Below are 26,165 nucleotides of genomic sequence, written 5' to 3'. Positions count from 1 at the left end.
ATAAAAAAAGCCCAGCTGAAAGCAGGGCTGATAATTATTTAAAAATGAATATCTAATTCACCTCAAATTTTCTTTCTCTGATTAGGTCCGAAATTGATAGAATATCTTCACCTATTAACCTGTCATCTTCTAATTTCGCTACTTTTGTGCGGATGAGAGCATAAGCCTTTTCTACATATTTGGAACATTTTGCAGGTCTTCGAAATTCTAATCCCTGAGCGCCGAACATGAGTTCAACCGCTAAGATATTTTCTAAATTTCCTAAAACCTGGTTAAATTTGCGGCCTGATATACTTCCCATTGAGACATGATCTTCCTGCCCTAAACTCGTAGGAATTGAATCCGCTGAAGCTGGGAAACATAAAGTTTTGTTTTCGGTAACTAATGCTGCAGAAGTATATTGCGGAATCATAAAGCCGGAGTTTAAACCTGAACTCTCCGTCAAAAACCTTGGTAAGCCAAATTTCCCTTCCAGTAAAAGATAACTTCTCCGGTCCGAAATATTCCCCAGTTCAGCCGCCGCCAAGGTACAGTAATCTAATGGTAAGGCTAGTAGCTGGCCGTGGAAATTACCGCCTGATATAGACTCTTCTGAACTTAAAACAATCGGATTGTCTGTAACCGAATTCAATTCTGTTTCTGCAAGGATCTTTAAATGTTCAAAGGCATTTCTGCTTGCACCATGTACCTGAGGAACGCAACGCATCGAATACGGATCCTGAACACGGTCACAGAATTCGTGTTCCTTAAGATTTTCCGAATTCTCCAGAAACTTCAGCATTCTTGCTGCTACTTTTTTACTTCCTTCGAACGGTCGGATTTCATGTAATTCTTTCTTAAACGGGCTTGAGGAGCCGCGGTACGCCTCCAGAGATAGTGCAGCAGTTAAATCGGCAAGATTTAAAATATAGTCAAATTTATAAAGTCCCAGAATTGCGTGAGCCAGAATGAACTGCGTTCCGTTAATTAATCCTAAGCCTTCTTTCGGTCCCAAGATTAGCGGTTCTAAGCTATGTTTCTCCAGCACCTCAGAAGTTGCTACCGGAGTATCGTTTTCCCATACTTTTCCGAGACCTAAAAGCGGCAGAACCAAATGGGCCAAAGGGGCGAGATCGCCTGAAGCGCCAACGGAACCCTGTTCCGGAACGACAGGAATAATATCTTTTTCCAACATGAGGATAAGCCTTTCAATAACTTCTAGAGATACGCCCGAAAACCCTTTTGACAAAGCATGAATTTTAGCAATCATCATTACTTTCGATAAATCTTTGGCAATGGGTTTTCCTACACCCACAGCGTGCGAAATAATGAGGTTGTGCTGGAGCTGTGCTGTTTCCTCCTCAGAAATTTTAACATCGCATAGCGGGCCGAAACCAGTATTAATTCCGTAAACGGTGCGGTCGGATTCTACAATCTGCTGTACATTTTGCTGGGATTTAAGAATCTTCTGTTTCGCTTCCTTATTAAGTTTTGCTTTTGATGGGTTATTCAGGACTGTTATTACATCGGTAATGGTAAGGTGGTCTATGCCGTAAATTTTCATTGATAAGAATTTGCTTAAAATTACACTTTTTTAGCAGTTTAGGAAAACGAGCCCTATTTATATAATTACTGACAAAAGTCATGCTTTTGGAAATCATTTTTAATATCGTATTCTATGCATAGTCAATAATAATAATCTATTTTTGATAGTTTTCTAAATTATAATATCACCAATAACCCCAAATGCATGAAAGAAAAGACACCTGTCCACAATTTTCACATCCCGGTAATGGGACTTGCCTATACCATCGATAGTCCTATAAAAGTAGCACAGTACGGTATTTCATCAGTAATTTCAATCATTGACGATGAAATTATTGAGAGAATGAACCGCCTCTATCACCAGAAAAATAATTTCAGTTATACCGAAATCACGAATAAAATTGAAGATTACCGCGCAAAAAGAATCACAGCGTACCTGGATATGGTGGATGATGTGGTAAATTTGAAATTCGAAAATTTAAAGCAGGAACTCAGCAAAAGTAAAGATTCGCTTAATCACTACATCTCGATGCTACCCAACAAATCAGATGTAAAAAATGGCCTGAAAAATCTTGCCGAGCAGAAGGATAATTTCACAGAAAACGTCAGAAAATTCTTAGACGCGCATCTTTCTCCGGGAAGTATTGATGTGAATATCATGACCAAAGTTGACAAGGATAATTTTGATAAAAACATTCAATTACCTGTAATTTATAATGATGCGCACGTATCGCTGCGCGGTTTTGCGAACAGTAAACTTTCTTCATCTGTGGTACTTTCTGCAGGAATGAATCCCAGACTTTACAGTTATTTTGAGTCATTTCCGGATTTTTTTCCAAATAACGATGGAGAACTGAAAAAGAAAATTATTCTTAAAGTAAGCGACTTCCGTTCTGCGATGATTCAGGGGAATTTTCTGGCGAAAAAAGGACTTTGGGTTTCGGAATACCGTGTTGAATCTGGATTAAATTGCGGCGGACATGCTTTTGCAACCGACGGATTGCTTTTGGGACCTATCATGGAAGAATTTAAGCAAAAAAAAGACGAGTTAATCGCTTCCGCACACGATTTGATGGTAAAAGCTTTAACGCAGAAAGAGTTGCCTTGTCCGCCGCAACCGCTGGAAATGAAGATTACGGTGCAGGGCGGCGTAGGAACCGCAGAAGAGCATGAATTTTTACTCGAAAATTATCAGCTTGACAGTGTCGGCTGGGGTTCACCTTTCCTGCTCGTTCCGGAAGCAACTTCTGTAGACAAAGAAACGCGTCAGTTATTATCAAAATCTAAAGAAGACGATTTTTATCTCAGCAATATTTCGCCGCTTGGAATTCCTTTCAATACCGTTAAAGGAACAACTAATGAATTCCTGAAACAACAGAAAGTTCTTCAGAATAAAGCCGGAAGTTCATGCCCTAAAAAGTTTTTGGCGCTGAGTAAAGAATTTTCGCCCGAGGGAATCTGTACTGCATCCCGAAAATATCAAACGATTAAACTGAATGACCTCGAACTCCAGAAAAATGAGATCAGCGATCGCGAATACGATAGAGCAAAGGCAAAAATTACTGAAAAATCATGTCTTTGCGTCGGTTTGGTAAACTCATCTTATCTCGAAAATGAACTTCCAATCAAAGGAGAAAAACAAGGTGTGGTGGTTTGTCCGGGACCAAATCTCGCTTATTTTGACAAAGAAGTTTCTTTGGCAGACATGGTGCAGCATATTTACGGAGAGAAAAATGTAATGCCTCAGAATGACCGCCCGAATCTTTTCGTGAACGAATTGAAGATGTATGTTGATTACCTAAAAAATGAAATTGAAGATTTCTCAGAAAATTTCACCAATGCACAGGTTAAGAAGTGGAAAACCTTTAGGACCAATCTCACCGAGGGTGTAGAATATTATGAAAGATTGTTTTCAGAAACTACGTTTTTCATTGATAATATGAAAACAATTCAGACCCAATTGGCAGATTATAAAAGTAAAATCACAGGTCTTGTAATTCCTGAAAATAGGGCGTTATAGAAATTGCCTGCTATTATAAACGTCAGCCTGTCAAAAGACAGGGTGACGTTTTTTTTATTCCCAGATCACAGGAATATTTTCAAATACCACGGGTTTTGGGCTCGTAAGATTATCTAGAGGATAAGCGTAGACCAACAGCGCCTTGATTACCGGAAAATAAGCTGTGCTTTTTTTGAAAACCATTGCACCCTGATATGGAATTTTGGCAAGCACATCGTTCGCCAGGATTCTCCCCCCATTTGGCGATAGATATACTTGGTTAGTTTGATGCTGATTCCCCTGTGTATCTACGATGACCGCTTTTTCACACTGCAGGATTTTCCGAGGGTGATCATTAAGATTCCGGTAGGTGAAGCGCACAAGAATAGTTCCGTCTTTTTTAGAACCGGTTACCTGATTGATGGTATACTGTACATCCTCAAAAGCGGATGAGCGGACTGCTTTTGATAAGTTCAGCAGGTTTTTGTAATAATTTACCTGCCTGCTGAGTTCCTTAATTTCAAGTTGATGATTGTCAATTTTTGCGATAGCTTCCCCACAGTCGGAAAGTTGAGCACAGTAGTATTGAGCCAATGCAAGCATCAGAAGCGTGATTTTGATTTTCATGTCTAAAGTTTTTATTGATTATCAACCGATGAGACATCGGCGGTAAAAAATTGTTCCAAATGTATTGCTATTAAATGGTTGGCTGTCAGTATTTTCACGCTAAAATAATAGCAGAAAACAATGATTTGTATTTTCATGGTTTTTTGTTAAACGTATCATAAAAACCTTTAGCTATTACTTTTTACCTATTTTTGTTACATGAATTCCGACCTCGAACTTCAGCTTAAAACATTGCCATCCGAACCCGGCGTTTACCGTTATTATGATAAAAACGGGCAGCTGCTCTATGTTGGTAAAGCGAAGCATCTGAAAAAAAGAGTACTTTCTTATTTCAATAAGAATCTTTCCGGATACCGAACCAGAATTATGGTCGGTAAGATTTACCGACTCGAAACGACCATTGTTCCAAGCGAGTACGACGCACTTTTGCTCGAGAATAACCTGATCAAAGAGCACCAACCGTTCTATAATGTAATGTTGAAGGATGACAAATCGTATCCGTGGATCTGCATCAAAAACGAAAATTTCCCGCGCATTTTTTTAACCCGAACCATGATCAAAGACGGTTCCGAGTATTACGGACCTTACGCGAAAGTGCGTCCCGCAAAAGTATTGCTCGACACTATTAAACATATTTACAAAATCAGGACCTGTAATCTGAATCTTGCGCCCGCAAAAATTGCCGAGGGAAAATATAAAGTTTGCCTGGAGTATCATATTAAAAATTGCGAAGGTCCGTGCGAAATGCTGGAAAGCAAAGATGATTATGATCAGAAAATTGATGCAATACGGGGTATAATTAAAGGCGATTTCCGGCATGCAAAAGATTATCTGGTGAAGCAGATGATGAAATTTGCCGAGAATCTGGAATTTGAGAATGCCCATATCATCAAGGAGAGAATTGATCTGTTGGAGAATTACCAGCACAAACACACCGTCGTGAACCCGAACATTGATGATGTGGATGTTTTCGGGATGACGAGCGACGAAACTGCGGCTTATATCAATTATTTTAAAATACAAAATGGAAATATCATACAGAGTTTTACGACAGAAATAAAAAAAATTCTCGAAGAAAGCGACGAAGATATGCTTGAGGAAGCGATGATTGAAATCCGGCAGAAATTCAATTCAAACTCAAAGGAAATTCTGTTGCCATTCCATCTTACCGTCGAAATTCCAAACGTAAAATTGATTGTGCCCAAAGTTGGCGACAAAAAGAGAATTGTAGAACTTTCGGAGAAAAACGCCAAAGAATACCGCATCGAAAAATTAAAACAGGTACAGATTGTAGATCCCGAAAGACATACAAACCGAATCATGGCAGAAATGCAGAAACTGCTGCGGATGCCTACTGAACCACGACATATTGAAGGATTTGATAACTCGAATATCCAGGGAAGCAATCCGGTTTCGGCGTGCGTTGTATTTAAAAACGGAAAACCGAGTAAAGCAGATTACCGGATTTTTCACCCGAAAACAGTAGTGGGTCCTGATGATTTTAAAACCATGGAAGAAGTGATTTACCGCCGGTATAAAAGACTTTTGGATGAAAATGAACCGTTGCCTCAGTTGATTTTGATCGATGGAGGAAAAGGCCAGCTTTCGTCTGCCGTGAAAAGCCTGAAGCTTCTTGGCCTTTATGGAAAAATTACCATCATCGGCATTGCGAAACGGCTGGAAGAAATTTATTTTCCTGAAGATTCCATCCCTTTATATCTCGATAAAAAATCTGAAACGCTGAAAATTTTGCAGCGTGTTCGGGACGAATCTCACCGTTTTGGGGTAAAACATCACCGGACAAGGCGAAAAAATTCTACCATTAAATCAGAACTTGAAGAAATCCCGGGAATTGGGGAAAAAGCCATCGAACTTCTGCTTTCAAAACTGAAATCGGTAAAAAGAGTAAAAGAATCTTCCAGGGAAACTTTGGAGGAAATCCTTGGTAAAAGCCGTGGCGGATTGGTTTGGGAGTATTTCAATACGCCATAATAACAGTCTCTTCAAAAATTTCTTTCCTGTAACTTCCGTCAGCATTGGGCAATTCAATCACGATATTTCCGTGTTCGATATATCCTAAAGTTTGCGATCCATCCTGAAGCTGAACTCTGTACACCTCTTTTTTAGTAGTCGCTTTAAAGATGGCGTAAGGTGTAGAATTATTCGGGCTGGCGAGGATAAACTGGCTGTCGGAAATAAAAATCCGGTTTAAATTTAAGGTTCCGTTACTGAAAGTTTCTGCTTTATTTTCAGTTTTTGCACCGCTGTTCGGAGTTTGGTTTGATGTTGATTTTACAGGTTCGGTTGCAATTGCCACGGGCTGTTTTGGAGTTTCAGTAATTACGGCCAATTTCTCAGGATTTGAAGCAGGCAGATTTCTTAATGCCACATTTAAAGCATCTTTAAATCCGGGCTCATATTCTTTGATGTTTGATTTTCCTTCAAACGAAGCCACAGTTTTTCCGCTGCAGTCTTTGAAGTTTACCTGTATTTTGTTTTTTAGGAAGGTGCTGGTATCCTCAATTTCTGCTTTCAGAACACCGCAAGGATTATTTTTTGCAGCTTCAGGCCAGGAATCATTGCTCTCACTCACAACTTCGTATTTCCCCGCCTTAAGTTTTGAGCTTAAAATCCCACTCAAACCGTATTTGGCGGATTCGAACTTCCCCGTTTTCGCTGCTATAGAAACATATTCGTAATTGGAAATATTCTGACTGTAAGCCGCGGCAAATAGAATGAAAAATGATAAGTGCAGAATTTTTTTCATGATAATTTATGTTTGACTTAAACTGACGAATGTTTATTTTTTAATAAATTTTTGAGAAAATCGGCTTCCGTTTTTAGTTGTGATTTCGATGATGTAATTTCCTGTGAGCAATCGCGAAATATCGATGGATTGATGCTGACCGGCGTATTTTCCACTCAGGATTTGTTTTCCCGTTGTGTCAAATATTTTGTATGTCTCGATTTGCGGGGTTTGGTTTTCTTTGATATTAATAAATGATGTTGCTGGATTTGGGTATAAGATTAATTTGATCTTTTCGCCTCCCGTCGCTGCATTTCCCGTACTGAGATAAACTGGTAATTCGGTTTTCACAATATAAAGTTCTGTGCCTGAACTTTTGGTTTTTGCCACAAAATAAATATAGTCATCATAAGAATGTAATTTTAAAATTTGATCATCAGAAGCGATCTGTTCGTCGTTTAAAACGTTGATCGGCAGAGAAATTATGCTTTCAGCGGTTCCGTTTGTCCGCCAAACCTGTGTGTTGTTTTCCCGGAGAAAATATAGATAATTTTTCGCACATGTTAAATTCGAAATCGAAGCGTCAGCATTATAGTTGATGATTTCTTTAGCCGAAGAGGTCGCGGTATTAATGCTCCAAAGCACGCGCAGCTTATCGTCATATGTTCCGTTTCCGACATAAATCTGATTTCCACATTTTTTAAAGGAAGTCTGGGTCCCAAAAAAGTTAGCACTGAGCAGATTGGTGGGCTCCGACTGCAGATCATTAAATCTGAAAACACTTCCATAACCGAGCTGAGACAAAATATATAATTTCCCCTCATCGATTAACGTATTGTCGGCAACATTCCAGTCGCCGTATCCCCAGTCATTTGTGGGGAAAGGAATTTCTTTTATCTGCTCGGTATCTCCATTAAAGGCCCAGAGTTTCGTGTTTTTAGCCACTAATAGATGATTGTCAAAGACTTGTAAAAGTCGTGGAACATTGCTGTAGTAATCATTATCCGGAATGTCGAAAGCGATTTTTGTTCCGGTCGCGGTGCCGTCGGTTTTCCAGATCTGTGTTTGGTAATCTGCCGTATACACCGTGAAATATACATTGCCTTTGTACGAAATACTTTTGGCGTTTTGAACTGTGGAACCAGTCGGGATTTCTTTGATGAGTTCTACGGTATTACTCTCTACATTGTTTTTCCAGACGCGAATGTTTCTTTCCGGATTGGAGCTGTAGGTCGTCACGATGAGCGCTTCATCATTGAGATTTCCAAAAGAAGCAGAACTGTCAAAAGTTTGAGGAAGCGATAAAAACTGCGTCTGCGTTTCCTCACCGTTTGTTTTTGCCAAAGCGCTCGTATATTCCGAAGGTTTTACGTAATAATATGTGCCTACTTTAAAAAGATCGCCCGTTGGCACGCTGTTCCAGCTCGGACTTTGCTTAATGACTTTTGGGATGTCACCTTTAGTGGTAATGCTGTAAAACTGGTTTCCAAACTCACCATCATTAGCGGTGAAAATGAGAGAGTTTTGTGCCGTGGTCTGCAGGTTCGACGGGAAACTTCCTATTTCATGTTGACTGTCTTTAAAAAGTAAAATTTCTGCAGTAGCCGGATCGAACTGAGATAACTCCAGACCAAATTTTTTGGTGTACAGATTAAAGATCAGTTTGTTGTCCTTTTCAACCGCATCGTGCAGTCGTGTTTCGTTGAGGGCGGTTACATTTAGATTTTCATCAAGCAGATAAAATAAGTTATGGGAGGCATTTTCAAGGAGCAGAAGTTTATTTTCCGGAAAATATTTCAGAAAATTCGGGCGAGCATAATCCGGGATTATGATATTTGTCGAAACCGTTCCCGCCATGGTACCGTCTGTTTTCCACAGCCTGTTCCGTTCGTTTATATTCGCGAAAAAGTAAACCGAATCTCCCAAAATCTGCAAACCTGTCCCTTCATTAACCGAGCTTGCAAAATGCATGGTAGCGTTTAAAGCCTTCGTGTTTTCGGCAGTTCCATCGGTGGCAAAAAGATTATTACCGTCAGTTGAGGTGTTACCAAAGAAAATAAGCTTATTGTTCAGAACCTTGCCGGAATTCACTCCATTGGTCTTAAAAATAAACTTTGCTTTTTTTGTGGCATTATCCAGGGCCCACAAACCATTTCTAGTTCCACTTGAGTCCTGGCCGTAGAAAAACAGTTGACCATTTAAAATATAACAGTCCAGATCTACATGTACGGTCAGCTGGTCATTTGTATCTAAAGATTTTATTTTAAAGGTGCCCGAAGTACCGCCGTCGGTCATCCAAAGTTCATTTTTATACGATGCATCTTTTGCGGCAAACACAAAATAAGACTGGTAAGGAAACGGTTTTTTCTCTAGTTCACCTGCCGTGTGCATAAGTAGTTGAGTTCCTGCCGTTGAACCATCAGAAATATAAACTGTTTTATTTCCGGTAATGATGATTTTTTCCGTATTTGAAGTCATTTGCATGACATAATTATCGGGAAATCCGAAAACCTTCCGGGTACCGTCCGTAGTTCCATTAGTTTCCCAAAGTTCATATTTGGAGTTTATTTCTGCGAGGAAGTAGGTTTTTCCTTTAAATAAAAGAAATTGGGGATCGTGCCCGAAAGGTGAGCTCGCATACGGCACAAGCTCTTTCAGAAGCGTTGTTTTTTTTGTGGTGAAATTGTAAGACCAAAGTTCGTAATTCATATTCCAATACCCTGGCGACATATCGTTTTTGGCACCGGCGAAAAGAATTTGATCGTTATATTTAAATAAATTCCGGGCATCTAAGCCACTTTGGTAATTGATTTCGTACAATTCAGCATCGAGCTGTTGAGAAAAACCGAGTGTATAAAATACAGAAAGGACGAGGATGTAGATTTTTTTCATAGGAAAGTGGAATTAGTTCCGGAAATCTCCCATATCGAGTTTTAAGGAGAAAAAGTTGGAGTAAAAATTAGAGCCGCCAATCCCGGAATTGGTAATGGCGTAATCAAGTGTGAGGCCCTGATATTTAATGCCGATTCCCGCACTGGGCTGAAAAGAAACTTTGCGTTTTAAACTTTCGATATCGGTAATATTCTGAAATCTGTTCACGCCTACACGCACGAAAATCATGTCCTGAAATTTCAGTTCCGCGCCTGCGTAAGGGGTGATACTGGCAAAATCTGTTGAAATCACGGCGGCTGTTTTTGCAAAATCAACATTCAAACCGGCTTCCGGGAGTAGTTCCAGATCACGGTTGATCTCAAAATTCTTGCTGATTCCCAAATTCAGTTTCGGCATCGTGATTTCCATTTTATCTTTTGGCGCAGGATTGAATTCCTCGCCATTAACTACTGCCGAAAGTTCATCCTGGTTCACGGTCCAGAAGTTCACTGTCGTAGTAGCATCCCGCAGGATGGCACCGTAATTTAGTCCATTGTCAGCATTATAAAGCACGCCCAGATCAAAACCGAAGCCATAACCGCTGGCGAATTTTCCCACATTTCTGTAAACCATTTTTGCATTTACCCCGACGGAAATCCTGTGACTTCCAGGTCGAAATGCATAGGAAAGCAAAGCTGCATAGTCGGATTGAGAAAAACTGGTGATTTTGTCGTAATCGATATTTCCTTCAGTATCAATTAACTGTGTGGTGTTAAGAATATTATCAACACCAAGGCGAACAATTGAAATGGCGAAAACACCGCCGTTATTGTCTAAAGGTTTTGCAAAAGCGAGATAATCATATTTAGCAATAGATTCGAAATATTCAGCGTGCATTGCAGCACCTTGCCAGTCGCGGTCGATGCCGATTAAGCCGGCCGGATTCCACATCGGTGAGTATACATCGTTCTGATTCGAAATTACCGCACCGCCCATCGCAAGCCCGCGGGCTCCGGCACCAATATTTAGAAATTCGTTAGAGTATTTCCTGATGATTTGCGCATCAGAAAAAAATCCTGAAAAAATAAGGAGTCCAAAGAATATTTTTTTCATCAAATTTCTACTTTTTTTGTGTTTGCCGTTTTCCGGGATTTTATTATTCCATTGGCAACAATGGCTAAAATCATGATTAATGAGGCAATGTAAAATACAGGGCTCATCTGTTCCGATTCACCAAAGATAAAAAAAGCGAGGATAATCCCGTAAACCGGCTCTAAATTAATCGTTAAAATTAAAGTAAAGGGCGAGATATACTTCATCAGTTTTATGGATTCCAGCATCGGGAACGCTGTAAAAACACTTGCCAATAATAAGATTAACGATAAATCACGGTAACTTATTTCGTTGAGTTGAGTAATTTGTCCCGTCAGCAGATAAAATACAGTTAAGATCAGAAATCCCGCAAAAATTTCGTAGAAGATGATATTTCCTGAGCTTGTTTTTCCGTAGATTTTTCCGTTAAATACGGAGAATATTGTTCCGAACAGTGCGGTAAGGATACCGTAAAAAATTCCTTCTTTGTAGTGAAACTCTGTTTTGAAAATCAGACCCATACAGATTACGATGACGATTCCCATGATCACCTCCGAAATATCAATTTTCCTCTTAAAGATTATGGGTTCTAAAATTGCGGCGAAAAGCGTTGACAGCGAAAGGCAGCTCAGCGCGATAGATACATTGGAAACTTTGATCGAATAGAAGAAAAACAACCAGTGAAAAGCCATAAAACCACCGATCACCGACAGCTGTACCAAGAGTTTTCGCGACACCTTTAAACTTTCACGTCTTATGACGCGAATGAAAAGGAACAGGAAAAACGCTGCAAAAAACATCCGGTAAAAGACCAGAATCTGTGCGTTCGCGTGAATGAGTTTTCCTAAAATTGCAGTAAATCCCCATAGAAAAACAATGAGATGCAACCTGAAAAGAGCGGATTTTTGTAACACTGGGGTTTATTTTTTCAATTCATGCAAAGCTACAAATCTGTTTGAGATTGACCCGTAAAATATTGATAATGATTACTCAGAAATTTAAACAAAAACCCCAAAAGCTTCATCAACTTTTGGGGCCTTCAAATAATAAACTATTAAAAAAATAAACTAGGAACTGAATTCTGAGAATTCATGAAACTATTTTAGGTTTTGTATATCATTAACGCTAAAACTAGCCTAAATATTTTATGAGAGAACGTTATATAATGTTAATTTTTGATAATTAAATTTCTGTGGCTCAAATAATTACTTCAAAGCATTATCAATAAAGGAATTATAATTAAAAATCTTACCTTTAGACAAATTTTTTTTACGGATGGATATAGAATTTAATAAGAGAGAAGATCAAAATAAATTAAAACTTGCGGAAATAAACAGGTTATTTGCAGAGATAAAAAAAGGCGGCGGCGAAAAACGCCTGCAAAAGCAGCGCGATGAAGGAAAATTAACCGCCCGCGAAAGAATTGAGTATCTTCTCGATAAAAATTCAGAATCTATCGAAATTGGCGGATTTGCCGGCTACGAAATGTACGTAGAGCAGGGCGGCTGTCCCAGTGCGGGAGTGGTTGTGGTGATGGGCTATGTTTCCGGAAAACAATGTCTTGTTGTTGCTAATGATGCTTCAGTAAAAGCTGGTGCCTGGTTCCCGATTACTGCCAAAAAGAATCTCCGGGCCCAGGAAATTTCCATTGAGAACAGATTACCTATCATTTACCTCGTAGATTCTGCCGGAGTTTATCTGCCTATGCAGGACGAAATTTTCCCCGATAAAGAACATTTCGGAAGAATTTTCCGCAATAATGCGAAGATGAGTTCGATGGGAATTGTGCAGATTTCTGCGGTGATGGGAAGCTGTGTCGCTGGCGGTGCTTATCTCCCGATTATGAGCGATGAAGCGATGATTGTAGATAAAACAGGTTCCATATTTTTGGCCGGAAGCTATCTCGTAAAAGCCGCGATAGGCGAAAACATCGACAATGAAACTTTAGGAGGAGCAACCACACACTGCGAGATTTCCGGAGTGACGGATTACAAAGCGAAGGATGATAAAGATGCTTTGGACCGGATTAAAAATATTATGAAAACCATCGGAAGCTACGAGAAAGCAGGCTTTGATAGGACTGAAAGTTTTCCACCCAAAGAAGATATAGCAAATATTTTCGGTCATATGCCGGCTTCCAGAGCAGATCAGTACGATACTTTTAATATCATTAAATGTTTGGTAGATAATTCCGAATACGAAGAATACAAACCGGATTACGGTAAAACAATCATCTGTGCAACCGCAAGAATCGATGGCTGGAGTGTGGGTATTGTTGCCAACCAAAGAAAACTTGTTAAAAGCGGAAAAGGAGAAATGCAGTTCGGCGGCGTAATCTATTCTGATTCTGCCGACAAAGCAACCCGTTTTATCGCCAACTGCAACCAAAGAAAAATCCCGTTGATATTCCTTCAAGATGTAACAGGATTCATGGTCGGTTCAAAATCCGAACACGGAGGAATCATTAAAGACGGAGCGAAAATGGTGAATGCAGTAGCGAATTCTGTAGTTCCAAAATTCACGGTGATCACAGGGAATTCTTACGGTGCTGGAAATTACGCCATGTGCGGAAAAGCCTACGATCCCAGATTAATTGTCGCTTGGCCATGGAGCGAACTCGCTGTAATGGGAGGAAGCCAGGCCGCAAAAGTTCTTGCTCAGATCCAGGAATCGACTTTAAAAAAACAGGGAAAGGAAATCAGCGAAGAAGAACACCAGGAAATTCTCGATACAATTTCGAAAAGATATCAGAAACAAACCGAGCCGACATATGCAGCAGCAAGATTGTGGACCGACGCCATTATTAATCCTGTAGATACCAGAACCTGGATATCGATGGGGATTGAAGCTGCCAACCATGCGCCGATTACGGAGAAATTTAATTTAGGCGTTATTCAGGTTTAAAAATAAAATATCCAAAACATCATGAAAAAAATTCTATTCTTGCTCACATTATTGAGTTTCACATTTGTTTATTCGCAATGTTTTATTGAGGGAAATTCTCAGATCAAAGCCGGCGAATCCGAAATTTATACCATTAAAAACAATACTGCGCAGTGTGCTGACTGTCATCAGTGGAGTTCTTTCGGAGGAAATGTTTCTCTGGAAGGCGATGTAAAACAACATACAATAAAGGTAAAAGGTAATGCTGGGGGAAAAACAATTCTTTCTTTGGAAATGCTTTCAGATAAAGGAATTTTACGCTGCAGCAAAAACATCGATGTCGTCAATCCTGTGTCACAGGAAAATCACAGTTTGACCTCGGCGTGCGATGTTAGTTTAGACAGTTTTAGAGAGGTGAAAGTCAGCGATGGCGTAGTTTCTTTTGTTCCTGCAAAATCAGAATCCGGTGTAAAATACGAATGGACTGCAGAATACGAAAACGGTGACAAAAAAGCTTCCTCCGAACCAACTGCACAATTCGGATATTCAAGCGGTAACGGAATTAAAATACTGATGCTTAGGGTAACATCATCCAAATGTATGCGGAATTTCACCAAAACTTACGATGCCAACTACTGGAGATTTTATTAAAATTTCAGTATTCAAAAAAAAGATTCAGGAATATTTCTGAATCTTTTTTTATCTAAAGTTACCCTATTCTAACACTGGTCATACTCAGACTTCCACCGATGAGTTCATCATTGAAAAGCGACAGTTGGTCGGAGTTTTCCTTCAAGCCTAAAGAATATATCAGGGGAAGGTAATGGTCCGGACTTGGTACGGCAGTCTGCAAAGCGATTCCCTGATTCTGATAATCGATCAGATTCCGGAAATTTCCGTCCAACAACCAGTTATTGGTTTTTTCTCTGGCTTCAACAGCCCAATCCCAGCCTGCGCCAACGGTGTTGATGTTTTTCCAGTCGACCATGCGGAGGTTGTGTACAATATTTCCGCTTCCGATGATCAGAATCCCTTTTTCTCTTAACTTCTGGAGTCTTTTAGCCAAATCAAAATGATATTCCGGCGGTTTTGTATAGTCGATACTTAGCTGTATCACAGGAATTTCTGCGTTTGGGTAAAGGTGTTTAATGACGCTCCAAGCTCCATGATCGAGTCCCCAGCTGTGATCTTCTTCCACGATTTCGGGCAACAGCAGTTCTGCAGTTTCTTTGGCCAGTTGCGGGCTACCCGGGGCAGGATAATCTACCGCGAAAAGTTCTTTCGGGAAACCGTAAAAATCATGAATCGTTTTGGGATTCTGCATTGCTGTAACAAAAGTGCCGTTCGTAAACCAATGCGCCGAAATACAAAGAATGGCGTTCGGTTTCGGGATTTCGCGGGAAATATTCCGGAAACCCCGCACGAACTGGTTTTCTTCAATCGCATTCATCGGCGAACCGTGCCCCAGAAAGAGAACCGGCATTTTTTCGGTGGTGTTGAACTGTTGGGAAATATTGTCTAAATCGGTAAGATTCATATTCTGAATTATTAAAATTAAAAAGAGTTCACTAAAGTCATGCGACCCCGGTGAACTCTAAAAAATAAACTATGAATTATTTTATGCTTTTACGAACTGCAGTTCACCTGCGATTTTCACTTCGTCAGAAACCATTACGCCACCGGCTTCCAGGGCTGCGTTCCAGTTTAAACCGAAGTCGCTTCTCTTGATTTTTCCTTCGAAAGAGAAACCTGCCTTCGTCTGTCCCCAAGGGTCAACGTTGATTCCGCCAAAGTCTACATCAAGTTTTACGGGTTTTGTAACCCCGTTAATGGTAAGATTTCCGGTAACGTCATCATTTAAAGAATCAGTTTCGAAGGTAATCTGTGGATGAGCCTCAGCGTTGAAAAATTCCGCAGATTTCAAGTGGTTGTCTCTGTCTGTATTATTGGTGCTGATAGATGACGTATCAATCGTCGCGTTAGCTTTTACATTTTTGAAATTTTCGTCTTCACTTTCCAGATCTACGTTGAAGTTTTTGAATTCACCTTTTACGTTAGAAATCATCATGTGTCTTACTTTGAAGGTAATTTCACTGTGCGTTGGGTCTAAGTTCCATTTTGTTGACATAATATTTTATTTTTTGGTTTAATAACTGATTTTGATATTGCAAAGGTAGCTTCACAACATTTCCTGCACATTGATGTAGGTTAAGAAAATATTTCCATGTCTTCGGACTAATTCTATTATAAAATTATCCAATATAAATGATTGTTGATAGAAATTTAATACTCTTTAACGCATCACCGTTTCTTTTAAGTAATTTTGAACAAACTTAGATCATGAAAAAAGTCCTTTCAATACTGTTGTTTTTCAGTTTTTTTTTCCTGAATTATGCTCAGAAGAAAGACAGTTCGAATGTTGAAAACAGACCTTTAAGTTTTAAATATAACAAGGTATATATTCCTGTGGGGTTAATGACATCGGGAATAATTTTTGACGGGAACGGCCGCGAATCCCTGAAAAATGAGGTTGTAGAAGAACGGAATGAGCATCTTTTCGGATTTACCAATCATTTTGATGATTATGCACAGTTTGCGCCGATGTTAGCGGTTTATGGATTTGAGTGGGCTGGCATGAAACCCAGAACCGACTGGCAGAACCGGACAGCCATTCTCATCAAAGGGCAGGTTCTGAATCTTGGAATGGTGTATATCCTGAAAACCACCCTGAAAAAAACACGTCCGGACGGTACCGCTTTTTCGTTTCCTTCCGGACATACCGCTAATGCGTTTGCCGGTGCCACCATGCTTGCGATAGAATACGGAGAAAGCTACAAATGGGTGCCGTATGTATCCTATGGTGCCGCAAGCGGAATCGGGCTAATGCGTATGGCAAATAACAAGCATTATATTTCAGACGTTCTTTTCGGTGCAGGCTTGGGAATCCTTTCCATGAAAGCTGCGTACTGGACTCATCAATATAAATGGAACAAACCCAAAACAGAAAAAGATCCTTTCGCGGGAATTATTTACCAACCTTTGAATTAACATTTCTTTAACGATTTCAGAATTATTTCTTATTTTTAACATCTTAAATCTAAGAAATGAAATTTTCAAAATTACCTTTATTATTGCTTGGTTTCGGGAATTTAGTATTTGCCCAGAATCAGAAATATACGATGGCTGAGGCGGTAAACGGTCTGCGCAGCAACTTGGCTATTAAAAGTATTCCGCAGTTCTCCTGGTCCGATGATGCTAAATCTTATATTCAGGGCACCAAAAACGGCTATCTTGTGACTGAACTCCAGAGCATGAAGGCGGATACGTTGGTTTCTTTATATCTAATCAATAAAAACCTTTCTGCAGATCAGAAACTTAAATCTTTTCCGCAGATTAAATTTACTGCGAAGGACAAGGGTTATTTCACCCGGGAGGGAAAATATTTCCGTCTCGAAAAATCAGGTGCCGACTGGAAGATTACAGAATGGGCTACCCTGAACGAAGGCGCAGAAAATGTAAAAATTCTTCCGGACAACAAAACCATTGTTTATACCGTTAAAAATAACCTTTTCGTCAACAGAAACGGAAAATCGGTAGCCATTACCAATGATGAAAATGAAGGCATCGTAAACGGGCAGGCAGTTCACAGAAGCGAATTTGGTATCGATGGCGGAATTTTCGCTGCTCCGAGTAACTCCAAAATTGCTTTTTACAGAATGGATGAAAGTATGGTCACTGATTACCCGATCATCGACTGGGCTTCTACTCCTGCAAAAAATGTAAACATTAAATATCCAATGGCAGGTGCTGTTTCGCATCAGGTGACTTTAGGTGTTTATGATGTAAACTCACAGAAAAAGACGTTTCTGAATATTGATGGTGATAAGGAGCAGTATTTAACTGCGATTACCTGGAGTCCTGATTCCAAATATATTTTCGTTGGCGTACTGAACCGTGACCAGAATCATTTAAAAATGAATCAATACGACGCGGTAACAGGAAATTTGGTAAAAACTTTATTTGAAGAAACTTCAGATAAATATGTCGAGCCTCAGCATCCTTTGTTGTTTTTCCCCAACTCCAATACCGATTTCATTTGGCAAAGTCAGCGCACGGGTTACAACCATCTGTTTCATTACAACCTCGAAAAAGGTTTGGTAGCGCAGATTACTAAAGGCGACTGGCTGGTTACTGATATTTTGGGTTTCAATGAAAAAAAGAAGGAAATCTATTACACTTCTACGCAGGAATCGCCGATGGAAAGACATCTTTACAGAGTAAACTGGAATAATTTCAAAACTCAAAAATTATCTACCGCTCCAGGAATGCACACCGGAGTTTTAAGCAAGGACGGAACACAGCTTTATGATATCTACAGTAATGCGACGACGCCGCGTTCAGTTAATCTTCTTAACACCTCGACTTTAAAGTCTAAAAATATTTTGACTTCAGAGAATCCTCTGAAAAATTACAAAAGACCGGAAATTAAAAATGTAACGCTGAAAGCTGATGACGGAACACTTCTGTACGGGAAAATTATTCTTCCAACGGATTTTGATGCCGCTAAAAAATATCCAACCATCGTTTACCTGTACAACGGGCCGCATCTTCAGTTGGTGACAGACATTTTCCCGGCTTCCGGAAATCTCTGGTACGAATATATGGCGCAGAACGGCTATATCGTTTTCACCATGGATGGAAGGGGATCCTCTAACCGAGGAATGAAATTTGAACAGGCAGTTTTCAGAAATCTGGGTGAAACCGAAATGAAAGATCAGCTGAAAGGCGTTGATTACCTGAAATCTCTTCCGTATGTTGATGGTGAGAAATTAGGTATTCATGGCTGGAGTTTCGGTGGATTTATGACGACGAGTTTTATGCTGAAATATCCGGAAGTTTTCAAAGCGGGTGTTGCAGGTGGACCGGTGATCGACTGGAGCATGTACGAAATTATGTATACCGAAAGATATATGGACACGCCACAAACCAATCCCGAAGGCTACAAAAACTCTAATCTTTTAGATAAAGTGCAGAATCTTAAAGGAAACCTTTTGATGATTCACGGAGCGCAGGACAATGTGGTGGTTTGGCAACATTCAGTAAAGTTTCTGAAAGCTGCTGTTGATAATGGTGTTCAGCTCGATTATTTTGTTTATCCGGGCCACGAACATAATGTTATGGGCAAAGACAGAGTTCACCTGATGCAGAAAGTGACCGACTATTTTGACCAACATCTGAAAAATTAAATAAAAAAATCCGGAAAATTATTTCCGGATTTTTTATTACTAGATTTATGATTCAGCTACTTTACAGCTTTTACGGTTTTTATATCTACCGTCATTTCTTTCAGCCGGTTTGCCACATCAGCCGGCATGTCTTCCTGATAACGGGTGCCCGCATACTGAGCCAAGAATTTTTCTGAAGCCGCAATCATCGCCATATTATTCACGGGTTTATCAAAGCCATGCCCTTCATCATCCGCCAGAATATACTGCACTGTTCTGTTTAAATCCCGCAGTGCAGAAACAATTTGATCACTTTCATCTTTTTTAACCCGCGGATCGTTGGCACCCTGAATGATCAGCAGCGGCGCTTTAATCTTTGCAGCAGAAAAAAGCGGGCTGGCTTCTTTTAGTAACTTTTTACCTTCTTCGGTTTTTTCGCTTCCCATTCTCAGCTCAAACACTTTACGGGCGGCCTCCCAATATGGAGGGATGGTATTTAGCAGCGTGAAAAGGTTGCTGGGGCCTACAATATCAACGCCTGCCGCGTAGACATCCGGGGTAAATGCCAGGCCTGCTAAAGTCGCATATCCCCCGTAGCTGCCACCCATAATAGTCACGCGTTTTGGATCCACGATTCCCTGTTCAACCAAATGTTTTACGCCCCATGTTATGTCATCCTGCATCAGTTTGCCCCATTCAAGATTTCCCCCATCCAGAAATTTCTTGCCATAGCCTGTGCTTCCTCTGAAGTTAGGGTCCAGTACTGCAAAACCCCGGTTGGCAAACAGCTGCGCATAAGAATTGAAACCCCAGTAGCTTCTGCCCCAGGGTCCGCCATGTGGAAATACAAGAAGGGGAAGTTTTTTCGGTTCTACATTTTTAGGTAAGGTGAGATATGCAGGAATTTCCATCCCATCGCTGCTTTTATATTTGATAGGCTCCATCGGGCTCAGGTACGCCTCATAAGTTTTAAGCTTTGGTCTTGGAGTGTACTGTTCGATTATTTTTTTTGAATCTCTGTCAAAGAAGTAAACGGTTGTAACTTTAGTGTCGCCTGATACGCTGAACAGCCATTTTCTTTCATCTTTAGTTAAACTGTTCACTCTGATTTCAGTCCCCGTAAATTTGGACTTCAATAAGTTATAATCCGCTTCGAAAGCTTTGTCCCTAAAATACAGCCTTTCTTTTTCATCAGTATAGGAAGTGTAGATTAATTCCCGGCTGAGATCGCTGAATACTGCATATCTGAAATCAACACGGTTCATAGGATCTTTTTCCACATCGGTTGTTTTGCCGTTTGCTGGATCCAGCAATACCAGCTTAATAAAGTTATTTTCAACACCTTTATTCGTTTCGATATAAAGTTGATCATTGTTTTTGGTAAATGCGTAGGGATATACCGATTCTAATGCGCTCACCGCATAAATTTTATTAAATTTTCCATTTTCGGATGCGGCCAGAAATTCTGTAGATCCGTCTTCTGGAGTACGCATAGCAATTCGGGGCTGTTCATCCCAGTCAAAGATCCAGTTTGTAATCCGGTCCTTATTTTCCCGTATTTGAGTCAGTTTCCCTGAACTGATTTCAAGCTTGTACAGATCGTGCCATTTCGGATCACGGTTATTCATGCCAATCATCAGCACATTGGGATCCTATTTGCTCACTAGAAAGATTTCGATTCTGGCATCATCAAAGGGCGTCAGGTTTCTGTTTTCCGGGATATCCTGACCCGCGAGGTTCCCGGCAGAGGGAGAAACTGAATAAATGTTATAATTTTCATTTCCTCCTTTGTCTTTAGCATAAATGATGTGTTTGCCGTCGTCGGTCCAGAAATAGCCAGCTAAAGGCCGCTCCAGATTGGTGAGTCTTCGTGCTTTTTCAAAAGGTTCGTCAAACTTTTTGATCCAGATATTCAGGATACCGTTATAACTTTTCATAAAAGAAATGTACTTTCCATCCGGACTCAATTTTCCGTCGGAAATCTCGGGATTATCAAAGAAAATACTGCGGTCAATTAACGGTACCGATGTCGCAGTTTGGTTTAATTTTGTCTGTGAATTTAGATTCACAGTAAACAGGCAGCTGAAGGCTAAAAGATAGATCAGACTTTTCATGGTAATAGTTTTTTAGTCGTTAGTGTTTTTTAGGAAATCTCTTAAATATAATTAAATATGACTAAAAAATATCAGTGTGTTCAAAATAACTGTATTGCAATGTTCTGAATACCAGTTTGTAGGATAAGTTTCTCGGCTTCTCAACCGGGCTTAGAGTGAAAATCGTCAGAATATTAAATCAATGTTTAACGTGATTTCGTAGCAGTATCTACTTATTATTAATCATAAGTAAAATTTTACAGCGAAAAATGTATTTTAGTAAAAAATAAAACCATGCAGATTCCCGCCAATTCTATTGAAGAATATCTTTCAAATGTTCCTGATGAAAGAAAAGATGCATTCAAAAAACTTTACAAAACGGTTTCAGAAAATCTTCCGGAAGGTTTTCAGGAAGGCTTAAATTACGGAATGATCGGGTGGAGCGTTCCATTGGAAACCTATCCGGACGGTTACCACTGTACGTCAAATACACCGCTGCCTTTCATCAATCTGGCATCGCAGAAAAATTTCATCGCGTTATATCACATGGGGATTTATGCAAAACCTGAACTTTTGAACTGGTTTGTAACTGATTTCCCAAAGCATTCAAAAAAGAAACTCGATATGGGAAAATCTTGTATCCGTTTCAAAAAACCTGAAGATATTCCTTTTGAACTCATCGCAGAACTGGCAAAAAAGATGTCACCCGAAGACTGGATTTCGCTTTATGAAAAACTCTACAAAAAGAAGAAATAATTATTCCCGGAGGACTTTTACCCGTCCGTCTTTCCACATTCTGATCACCGAAGATCCGGAATATTCGGAGATTTTATCGTGGTTTTCCTCAGCTACAGCATCTACAGAAGCGGTGATTTCTTTAGAAATATCCGAAAACTGCATCGGTGATTTATCGCCGCTGAAATTGGCTGAGGTCGAAACCAAAGGCTTGTTCAATTTACCAATGAGTTTTTTCAGATAGTCATCTTTCACCAAACGGATTCCGATGCTGCCGTCTTCCGCGAGGATTTCCTTTGGCAAACCTTTAGGATTGTCATAAATTAAAGTCACCGGCTTTTCCGATAAATCCATGATTTCCCACGCCATTTCCGGAACTTCCACCAAATCCTGCAATCTCTTTTCCGATTCAACCAGAATAATCATCGATTTGGATTTTTCCCGCTTCTTGATTTCAAATATTTTATTGATGGCTTCGACATTGGTCGCGTCGCAGCCAATTCCCCAAATGGTATCGGTTGGATAAAGGATGGTTCCGCCGGATTTAAGTGTATCGATGAGGTTTTGCATAGTGTAGATTTGAATTTAATTCCTTGTATTATATTCTTTTGCTGGTTTTAATTTTCAATTGGAACGGGCTTTAATCCGTCGACCCGTTTTGCGATTTTTGATAGGCATAAAAACGGGATTTCGTCATAATTCTCGTACAGGGATATCAATAGGAACGGGCTTTAGCCCGTTTTCTAGTTTCAGGTTAAAATGGCTTTAGCCAAAACCTACAGTGCGGCATTTTTAAAATTATATTTCTCCATAAATTCTATATATTCATCCGAAAAAGATTTCTGTGCGTGATGCTTCTCCTGATTTTTAATATAATTTCTCACATGATCAATCATTGATTCGGAAATTGAAACTGCAAAATATTCATCTTGCCACTGAAATTTTTCTGATGTTAAATTATTTTTGTTAATCCAGAATGAGGACTCTCCTTTGATCAACTGTACCACTTTTTCTATAGTCTGATTGGAACTTAAAGAAATGAGACAGTGACAATGATCAGCAAATCCGTTAACCATTTCCAAAAAAATCCCTTTTTCGGCTGCATTTTCCTTTATATGTTTCCATACTTTATTCCTCAACGCCGGAGAATGGAGGAATGGTTTACGGTGTAATGTTGAAAACACCAAATGGATATATATTTTGATATAAGGCATAACGAAAACAAAAATATAACATTTTAAGTTTTGGCTAAAGCCAATGGTTGGCTTAATCTTCATAAACGGGCTAAAGCCCGTTCCTATTCATAAATTTCGAAAAATCCTGAGATTTCTACACCACCTCAATCAAACTTCCTCTTTCCTCATCTTTTACGATATTTAGGGATACCGGGATCTTTTCTTTGAGTTCTTCAACATGAGAAATAATTCCGACGATTCGGTTTTCTTTCTGCAGGCTGGTAAGTGTTTCAAAAACCACATTTACCGATTCCAGATCCTGGGTTCCGAAACCTTCGTCGATGAAGAAGAAATTCTTATCAGCTTTTGCATTGGTCTGCACACTTTCGGCCAGAGCCAGCGCCAAACTAAGCGAAACCTGAAAAGCCTGACCGCCGGAAAGCGTTTTTACACTTCGGCAACGGCCTTCATTCAGATAATCGATGATCTCAAAATCGTTGTTTTCGTTGAGTTGCAGACTCAGCTGATTTCTCGTCATGCGGTGGAATCGGATATTTGCATGATCACACAGCTGACGCAGATAGATTGAGGAAACATACTGCACAAAACCCGCACCTTTAAAGAGATTAGTCATTATTTTCAGGTTTTCCGAGCGTTTCTGAAGTTTGGATAAATCTTTCAGCAAACCTTCCTTTTTCCTGAATTCATTCTGAAGTCTTTCGATTTCTGTGGTGAGTTTTACGACGGCATTGTTGGCGTTGTTTTTTTCTGTTTCCAGGGTTCTAAACTGGGCTTCGACTTCTGAAAATTGAGTTTCATCAAAATGAAAACCTTTCAGTTTGGTTTCCAGTTCTGCAATTCCGTTTTTAGTGGTTTCAAATTCGATCCGGAATTTCTGGATGAGATTTCTGTTTTCCAGAATATTGATTTCCTGAGCAAGAACAGATTCAACTTCATTCAGACCTCCGAATTTATTAAGAATTAAAGCCTCTTTAATCTGAATTTCATTTCCAGAAATTTCTTTCTTAAGTTCTAAAAGCTGCTTTTCCAGTTGAGAAACAGTTGATTTTTGTGCCGCGAGACTTACCGCTATTTCTTTCTCTTCCTCGCTTAATTTCTGATACTGTTTCTCCGTCTCCAGATTTTGTTTTGATAAATCGGAATGCAGTTTTTCAACTTCAGAAACGGTGTGTTCGTGATAATTTTCCCACCTGAAGATTTTGAGATTCGCTTCGCTGGCGTCATTTTTCGTTCTTACTTCATGCTCTTTGCGTTTAAAGTCTTCCAGCGCTTTATTGAATTTATTCAGATCCTGCTGCGTTTGTTCAAGATTTTTGTGCTCGCCTGAGATCACTTTTTGCAGTTCTTCAATCTGTTTTTCAATTTCAAAAGATTCCGCTCTTTTGGTGTTGAAATCCGCTTCGTTTTCAGGATTAAATTCCTCCCATATAAAAGTTTTCAGATGCGTTTCCTGCTGGATCATTATCGATTGTAATTGGTCGTTTTCTGTTTCCAGCTGCGATTGAAGAAGTTTTTTTCTCTCTAGAATTTTTTCTACGGCAGAAGTTCTGGTCTGAATTTCCTTTTGCTGAAAGTCAAGTTCGTCCAGCTGTTTCTGGATTTTACCCAATTCGCTGGAAACGTCATTAAATTCAACAATATGTGGATGCTCGAGCGAGCCACAAAGCGGACAGGATTTTCCATCATGCAGCTCATCGGCAAAATGAGCGAGTTTCTGCTGAACTTCCAGCTGACTTTTTCTGGCTGAAATTTCTTTTTTCTGTTTCTCGAGCGCCGTAATTTTTAAATTGAAATCCTGCTGAAAAGTATCAGTTTCAATGTTGAAAGGTTTTAATTCTTCTTCGATTTTCTGAAGTTCGGCCTTGAAATTTTCTGTTTTTTCAGTTTGTTTTTGCAGCGATTCGAGCATGTTTTTTCTGGTGGAGAACCAGTTTCCGGCATTTAGAAGTAATTGATTATCGAGCTTTTTGGGCTTTAATTCTCCAAGTCTATTTTCTAATTCCTGAATCTTTTCTTTGGTTAAAGTCTGCTTTGATTCTACTTCTTTTACTTTAGCTGAACCATTTTCCGTGCGTTCTTTCAATAATTTGATTTCTGCGGAATAACCCAACATTTGCAGAATAATCTTTAAATCATTTTCCTGAATTTTTGACTGGTCTAAAGCTTCAAATTCAGGCCGGATTTTTTCAAGCTGTTCTTTATTCTGATTAAATTTTTTAGTGGTTTCCTGTAAAGCAGTAGAATGCGATTTCTGCTCTTCCATCCTGTTCTTCAGCTCAGAATAAAGTTTGTTTTTCTCCGAAATCAGGGGCGTGAAAATTCTGAAAATCCTGTCATAGAGTTCTGTTTCGGTTTCTAAAGCATCAAAAGTTTTCTTCTCGTCAAGCAGTTTTTTGTAGTTTTCTTTTTTTGAATTCAGTAACTCGAAATCGCTTTTCAGATTTTTTAAATTCCGGTAAGTTTCTTCGGCTTTTTTAAATTCAGTGTTGATGTTTTCGAATTTCTGCTTTTCAGTTTTCAGCAGTTCATTTTGGGCTGAAATATGTTCTTCATTAATGTCTTCAAAACCTTTCAGATGACCTTCAAGCTGATCGAGTTCTGATCTGTTTTTACTGGTCAGAACAGCGGTATTATTCTGCAGATCGTACTGCTGAAGGTTGAAGATTTCCTTCATCATATTAGTCCGTTCTGCAGCACCCAATTCCAGAAACTCCTTGAACTGTCCCTGTGGAATGATGATCGTACGCTTGAAATTCGCATAACTGAGACCGATAATTTTCTCGCAGTCGGAATGATCTAACGGAACCCATTTTTCATTTTGCTTCTCGTAATAGGTTACAGAACTGGGTTTTACATCTTCAAATTTCTTTGAATTACGCTTGAATTCCCTTTCCACGCGGAAGATTTTATTGTCGTGATTGATGAAATCGAAGCGCATGAAAGAGCTGTTCGCTTTCAGATTCATCATGTTGTAAGCCCTTTTATCGCGGGCATTCAACCTTTCCGTCTCTCCGTACAAAGCAAAAGAAATCGCTTCCAGAATGGACGATTTTCCGGAACCAACCGCTCCGAAAATTCCAAAAAGTCCAGCCTCAGTAAGTCCTGTAAAATCGATGGTTTGCCTTTCCTGATAAGAATATAAACCTTCGAGCGTAAGTTGAATCGGAATCATGG

At 39.6% G+C, this 26,165-nt stretch carries 20 protein-coding genes; 7 read left to right on the top strand and 13 right to left on the bottom strand.

Going from position 1 to position 26,165, the window contains the following annotated elements:
- Nucleotides 1-52: 52 nt before the first annotated feature.
- Nucleotides 53-1,543: a histidine ammonia-lyase gene (hutH, locus tag KTV93_RS03795; protein ID WP_218249997.1), complete on the bottom strand. Its 1,491-nt coding sequence runs from the start codon at nt 1,541-1,543 to the stop codon at nt 53-55.
- Between the two features lie 186 nt (nt 1,544-1,729).
- Between hutH and KTV93_RS03790 the strand changes: the two genes are divergently transcribed.
- Entirely contained in the window at nt 1,730-3,544 is a 1,815-nt protein-coding gene (locus KTV93_RS03790; protein ID WP_218249996.1) for a hypothetical protein, read from the top strand.
- Nucleotides 3,545-3,598: 54 nt separating this feature from the next.
- On the opposite strand, the gene KTV93_RS03785 is transcribed toward KTV93_RS03790, so the two are convergent.
- Nucleotides 3,599-4,150 carry a hypothetical protein gene (locus KTV93_RS03785; protein WP_218249995.1) on the bottom strand — a complete coding sequence of 184 codons (552 nt, stop codon included), beginning with the start codon at nt 4,148-4,150 and terminating at the stop codon, nt 3,599-3,601.
- A 198-nt stretch (nt 4,151-4,348) separates the two neighbouring features.
- Between KTV93_RS03785 and uvrC the strand changes: the two genes are divergently transcribed.
- Nucleotides 4,349-6,142, top strand: coding sequence for an excinuclease ABC subunit UvrC (gene uvrC / locus KTV93_RS03780; protein ID WP_218249994.1), 1,794 nt, complete (start codon nt 4,349-4,351; stop codon nt 6,140-6,142).
- Here the strand turns inward: uvrC and KTV93_RS03775 are convergent.
- The 4 genes from KTV93_RS03775 to KTV93_RS03760 are packed head-to-tail and all read right to left on the bottom strand — an operon-like array spanning nt 6,129 to nt 11,773.
- A complete protein-coding gene (locus tag KTV93_RS03775) occupies nt 6,129-6,917 on the bottom strand; it encodes a hypothetical protein (RefSeq protein WP_218249993.1) in 789 nt (262 codons plus the stop codon). The genes uvrC and KTV93_RS03775 overlap by 14 nt on opposite strands.
- Nucleotides 6,918-6,950: 33 nt before the next feature.
- A complete protein-coding gene (locus KTV93_RS03770) occupies nt 6,951-9,788 on the bottom strand; it encodes a T9SS type A sorting domain-containing protein (RefSeq protein WP_218249992.1) in 2,838 nt (945 codons plus the stop codon).
- Between the two features lie 12 nt (nt 9,789-9,800).
- Nucleotides 9,801-10,880, bottom strand: a complete 1,080-nt coding sequence (locus KTV93_RS03765) for a putative type IX sorting system protein PorV2 (protein ID WP_218249991.1) — start codon at nt 10,878-10,880, stop codon at nt 9,801-9,803.
- Nucleotides 10,880-11,773, bottom strand: coding sequence for a DMT family transporter (locus tag KTV93_RS03760; protein WP_218249990.1), 894 nt, complete (start codon nt 11,771-11,773; stop codon nt 10,880-10,882). The genes KTV93_RS03765 and KTV93_RS03760 overlap by 1 nt, the downstream gene beginning before the upstream one ends.
- Before the next feature lie 361 nt (nt 11,774-12,134).
- On the opposite strand from KTV93_RS03760, the gene KTV93_RS03755 reads away from it, so the two are divergent.
- Both KTV93_RS03755 and KTV93_RS03750 read left to right on the top strand, forming a co-directional pair.
- Entirely contained in the window at nt 12,135-13,763 is a 1,629-nt protein-coding gene (locus KTV93_RS03755) for an acyl-CoA carboxylase subunit beta (RefSeq protein WP_218249989.1), read from the top strand.
- Nucleotides 13,764-13,784: 21 nt separating this feature from the next.
- On the top strand, nt 13,785-14,393 hold the full coding sequence (locus tag KTV93_RS03750) for a hypothetical protein (RefSeq protein WP_218249988.1): 609 nt from the start codon (nt 13,785-13,787) through the stop codon (nt 14,391-14,393).
- Between the two features lie 58 nt (nt 14,394-14,451).
- On the opposite strand, the gene ygiD is transcribed toward KTV93_RS03750, so the two are convergent.
- Complete coding sequence (gene ygiD, locus KTV93_RS03745; protein WP_218249987.1) at nt 14,452-15,279, bottom strand: 4,5-DOPA-extradiol-dioxygenase; 828 nt, start codon at nt 15,277-15,279, stop codon at nt 14,452-14,454.
- Nucleotides 15,280-15,360: 81 nt separating this feature from the next.
- Nucleotides 15,361-15,870, bottom strand: a complete 510-nt coding sequence (locus KTV93_RS03740; protein ID WP_218249986.1) for a YceI family protein — start codon at nt 15,868-15,870, stop codon at nt 15,361-15,363.
- Between the two features lie 212 nt (nt 15,871-16,082).
- Here KTV93_RS03740 and KTV93_RS03735 point away from each other — a divergent pair, with 212 nt between their 5' ends.
- Together KTV93_RS03735 and KTV93_RS03730 are read left to right on the top strand one after the other, a co-directional pair.
- Nucleotides 16,083-16,790: a phosphatase PAP2 family protein gene (locus KTV93_RS03735; protein WP_230259198.1), complete on the top strand. Its 708-nt coding sequence runs from the start codon at nt 16,083-16,085 to the stop codon at nt 16,788-16,790.
- A gap of 56 nt (nt 16,791-16,846) precedes the next feature.
- Nucleotides 16,847-18,988: a S9 family peptidase gene (locus tag KTV93_RS03730; RefSeq protein ID WP_218249985.1), complete on the top strand. Its 2,142-nt coding sequence runs from the start codon at nt 16,847-16,849 to the stop codon at nt 18,986-18,988.
- 56 nt (nt 18,989-19,044) lie between these two features.
- Here KTV93_RS03730 and KTV93_RS03725 read toward each other — a convergent pair whose 3' ends face one another.
- Together KTV93_RS03725 and KTV93_RS03720 are read right to left on the bottom strand one after the other, a co-directional pair.
- Nucleotides 19,045-20,595, bottom strand: coding sequence for an alpha/beta hydrolase family protein (locus KTV93_RS03725; RefSeq protein ID WP_218249984.1), 1,551 nt, complete (start codon nt 20,593-20,595; stop codon nt 19,045-19,047).
- A gap of 24 nt (nt 20,596-20,619) precedes the next feature.
- On the bottom strand, nt 20,620-21,081 hold the full coding sequence (locus KTV93_RS03720) for a TolB family protein (RefSeq protein ID WP_218249983.1): 462 nt from the start codon (nt 21,079-21,081) through the stop codon (nt 20,620-20,622).
- A gap of 273 nt (nt 21,082-21,354) precedes the next feature.
- Between KTV93_RS03720 and KTV93_RS03715 the strand changes: the two genes are divergently transcribed.
- Nucleotides 21,355-21,816, top strand: a complete 462-nt coding sequence (locus KTV93_RS03715) for a DUF1801 domain-containing protein (RefSeq protein ID WP_218249982.1) — start codon at nt 21,355-21,357, stop codon at nt 21,814-21,816.
- On the opposite strand, the gene KTV93_RS03710 is transcribed toward KTV93_RS03715, so the two are convergent.
- From KTV93_RS03710 to KTV93_RS03700, 3 genes are all read right to left on the bottom strand, one after another.
- The gene (locus KTV93_RS03710) at nt 21,817-22,365 is read right to left on the bottom strand and encodes an L-threonylcarbamoyladenylate synthase (protein WP_218249981.1); all 549 of its coding nucleotides are present in this window, start codon (nt 22,363-22,365) and stop codon (nt 21,817-21,819) included.
- Between the two features lie 206 nt (nt 22,366-22,571).
- Entirely contained in the window at nt 22,572-23,009 is a 438-nt protein-coding gene (tnpA, locus tag KTV93_RS03705; RefSeq protein ID WP_218249980.1) for an IS200/IS605 family transposase, read from the bottom strand.
- 115 nt (nt 23,010-23,124) lie between these two features.
- Nucleotides 23,125-26,163 carry a sbcc family protein gene (locus KTV93_RS03700; protein ID WP_218249979.1) on the bottom strand — a complete coding sequence of 1,013 codons (3,039 nt, stop codon included), beginning with the start codon at nt 26,161-26,163 and terminating at the stop codon, nt 23,125-23,127.
- Nucleotides 26,164-26,165 lie beyond the last annotated feature (2 nt).

It is taken from the genome of Kaistella faecalis (assembly GCF_019195395.1).
Lineage (GTDB): Bacteria > Bacteroidota > Bacteroidia > Flavobacteriales > Weeksellaceae > Kaistella > Kaistella faecalis.
Note: the sequence above shows the minus strand (reverse complement) of the source record. Positions and strands in the feature narration are given on the sequence as shown.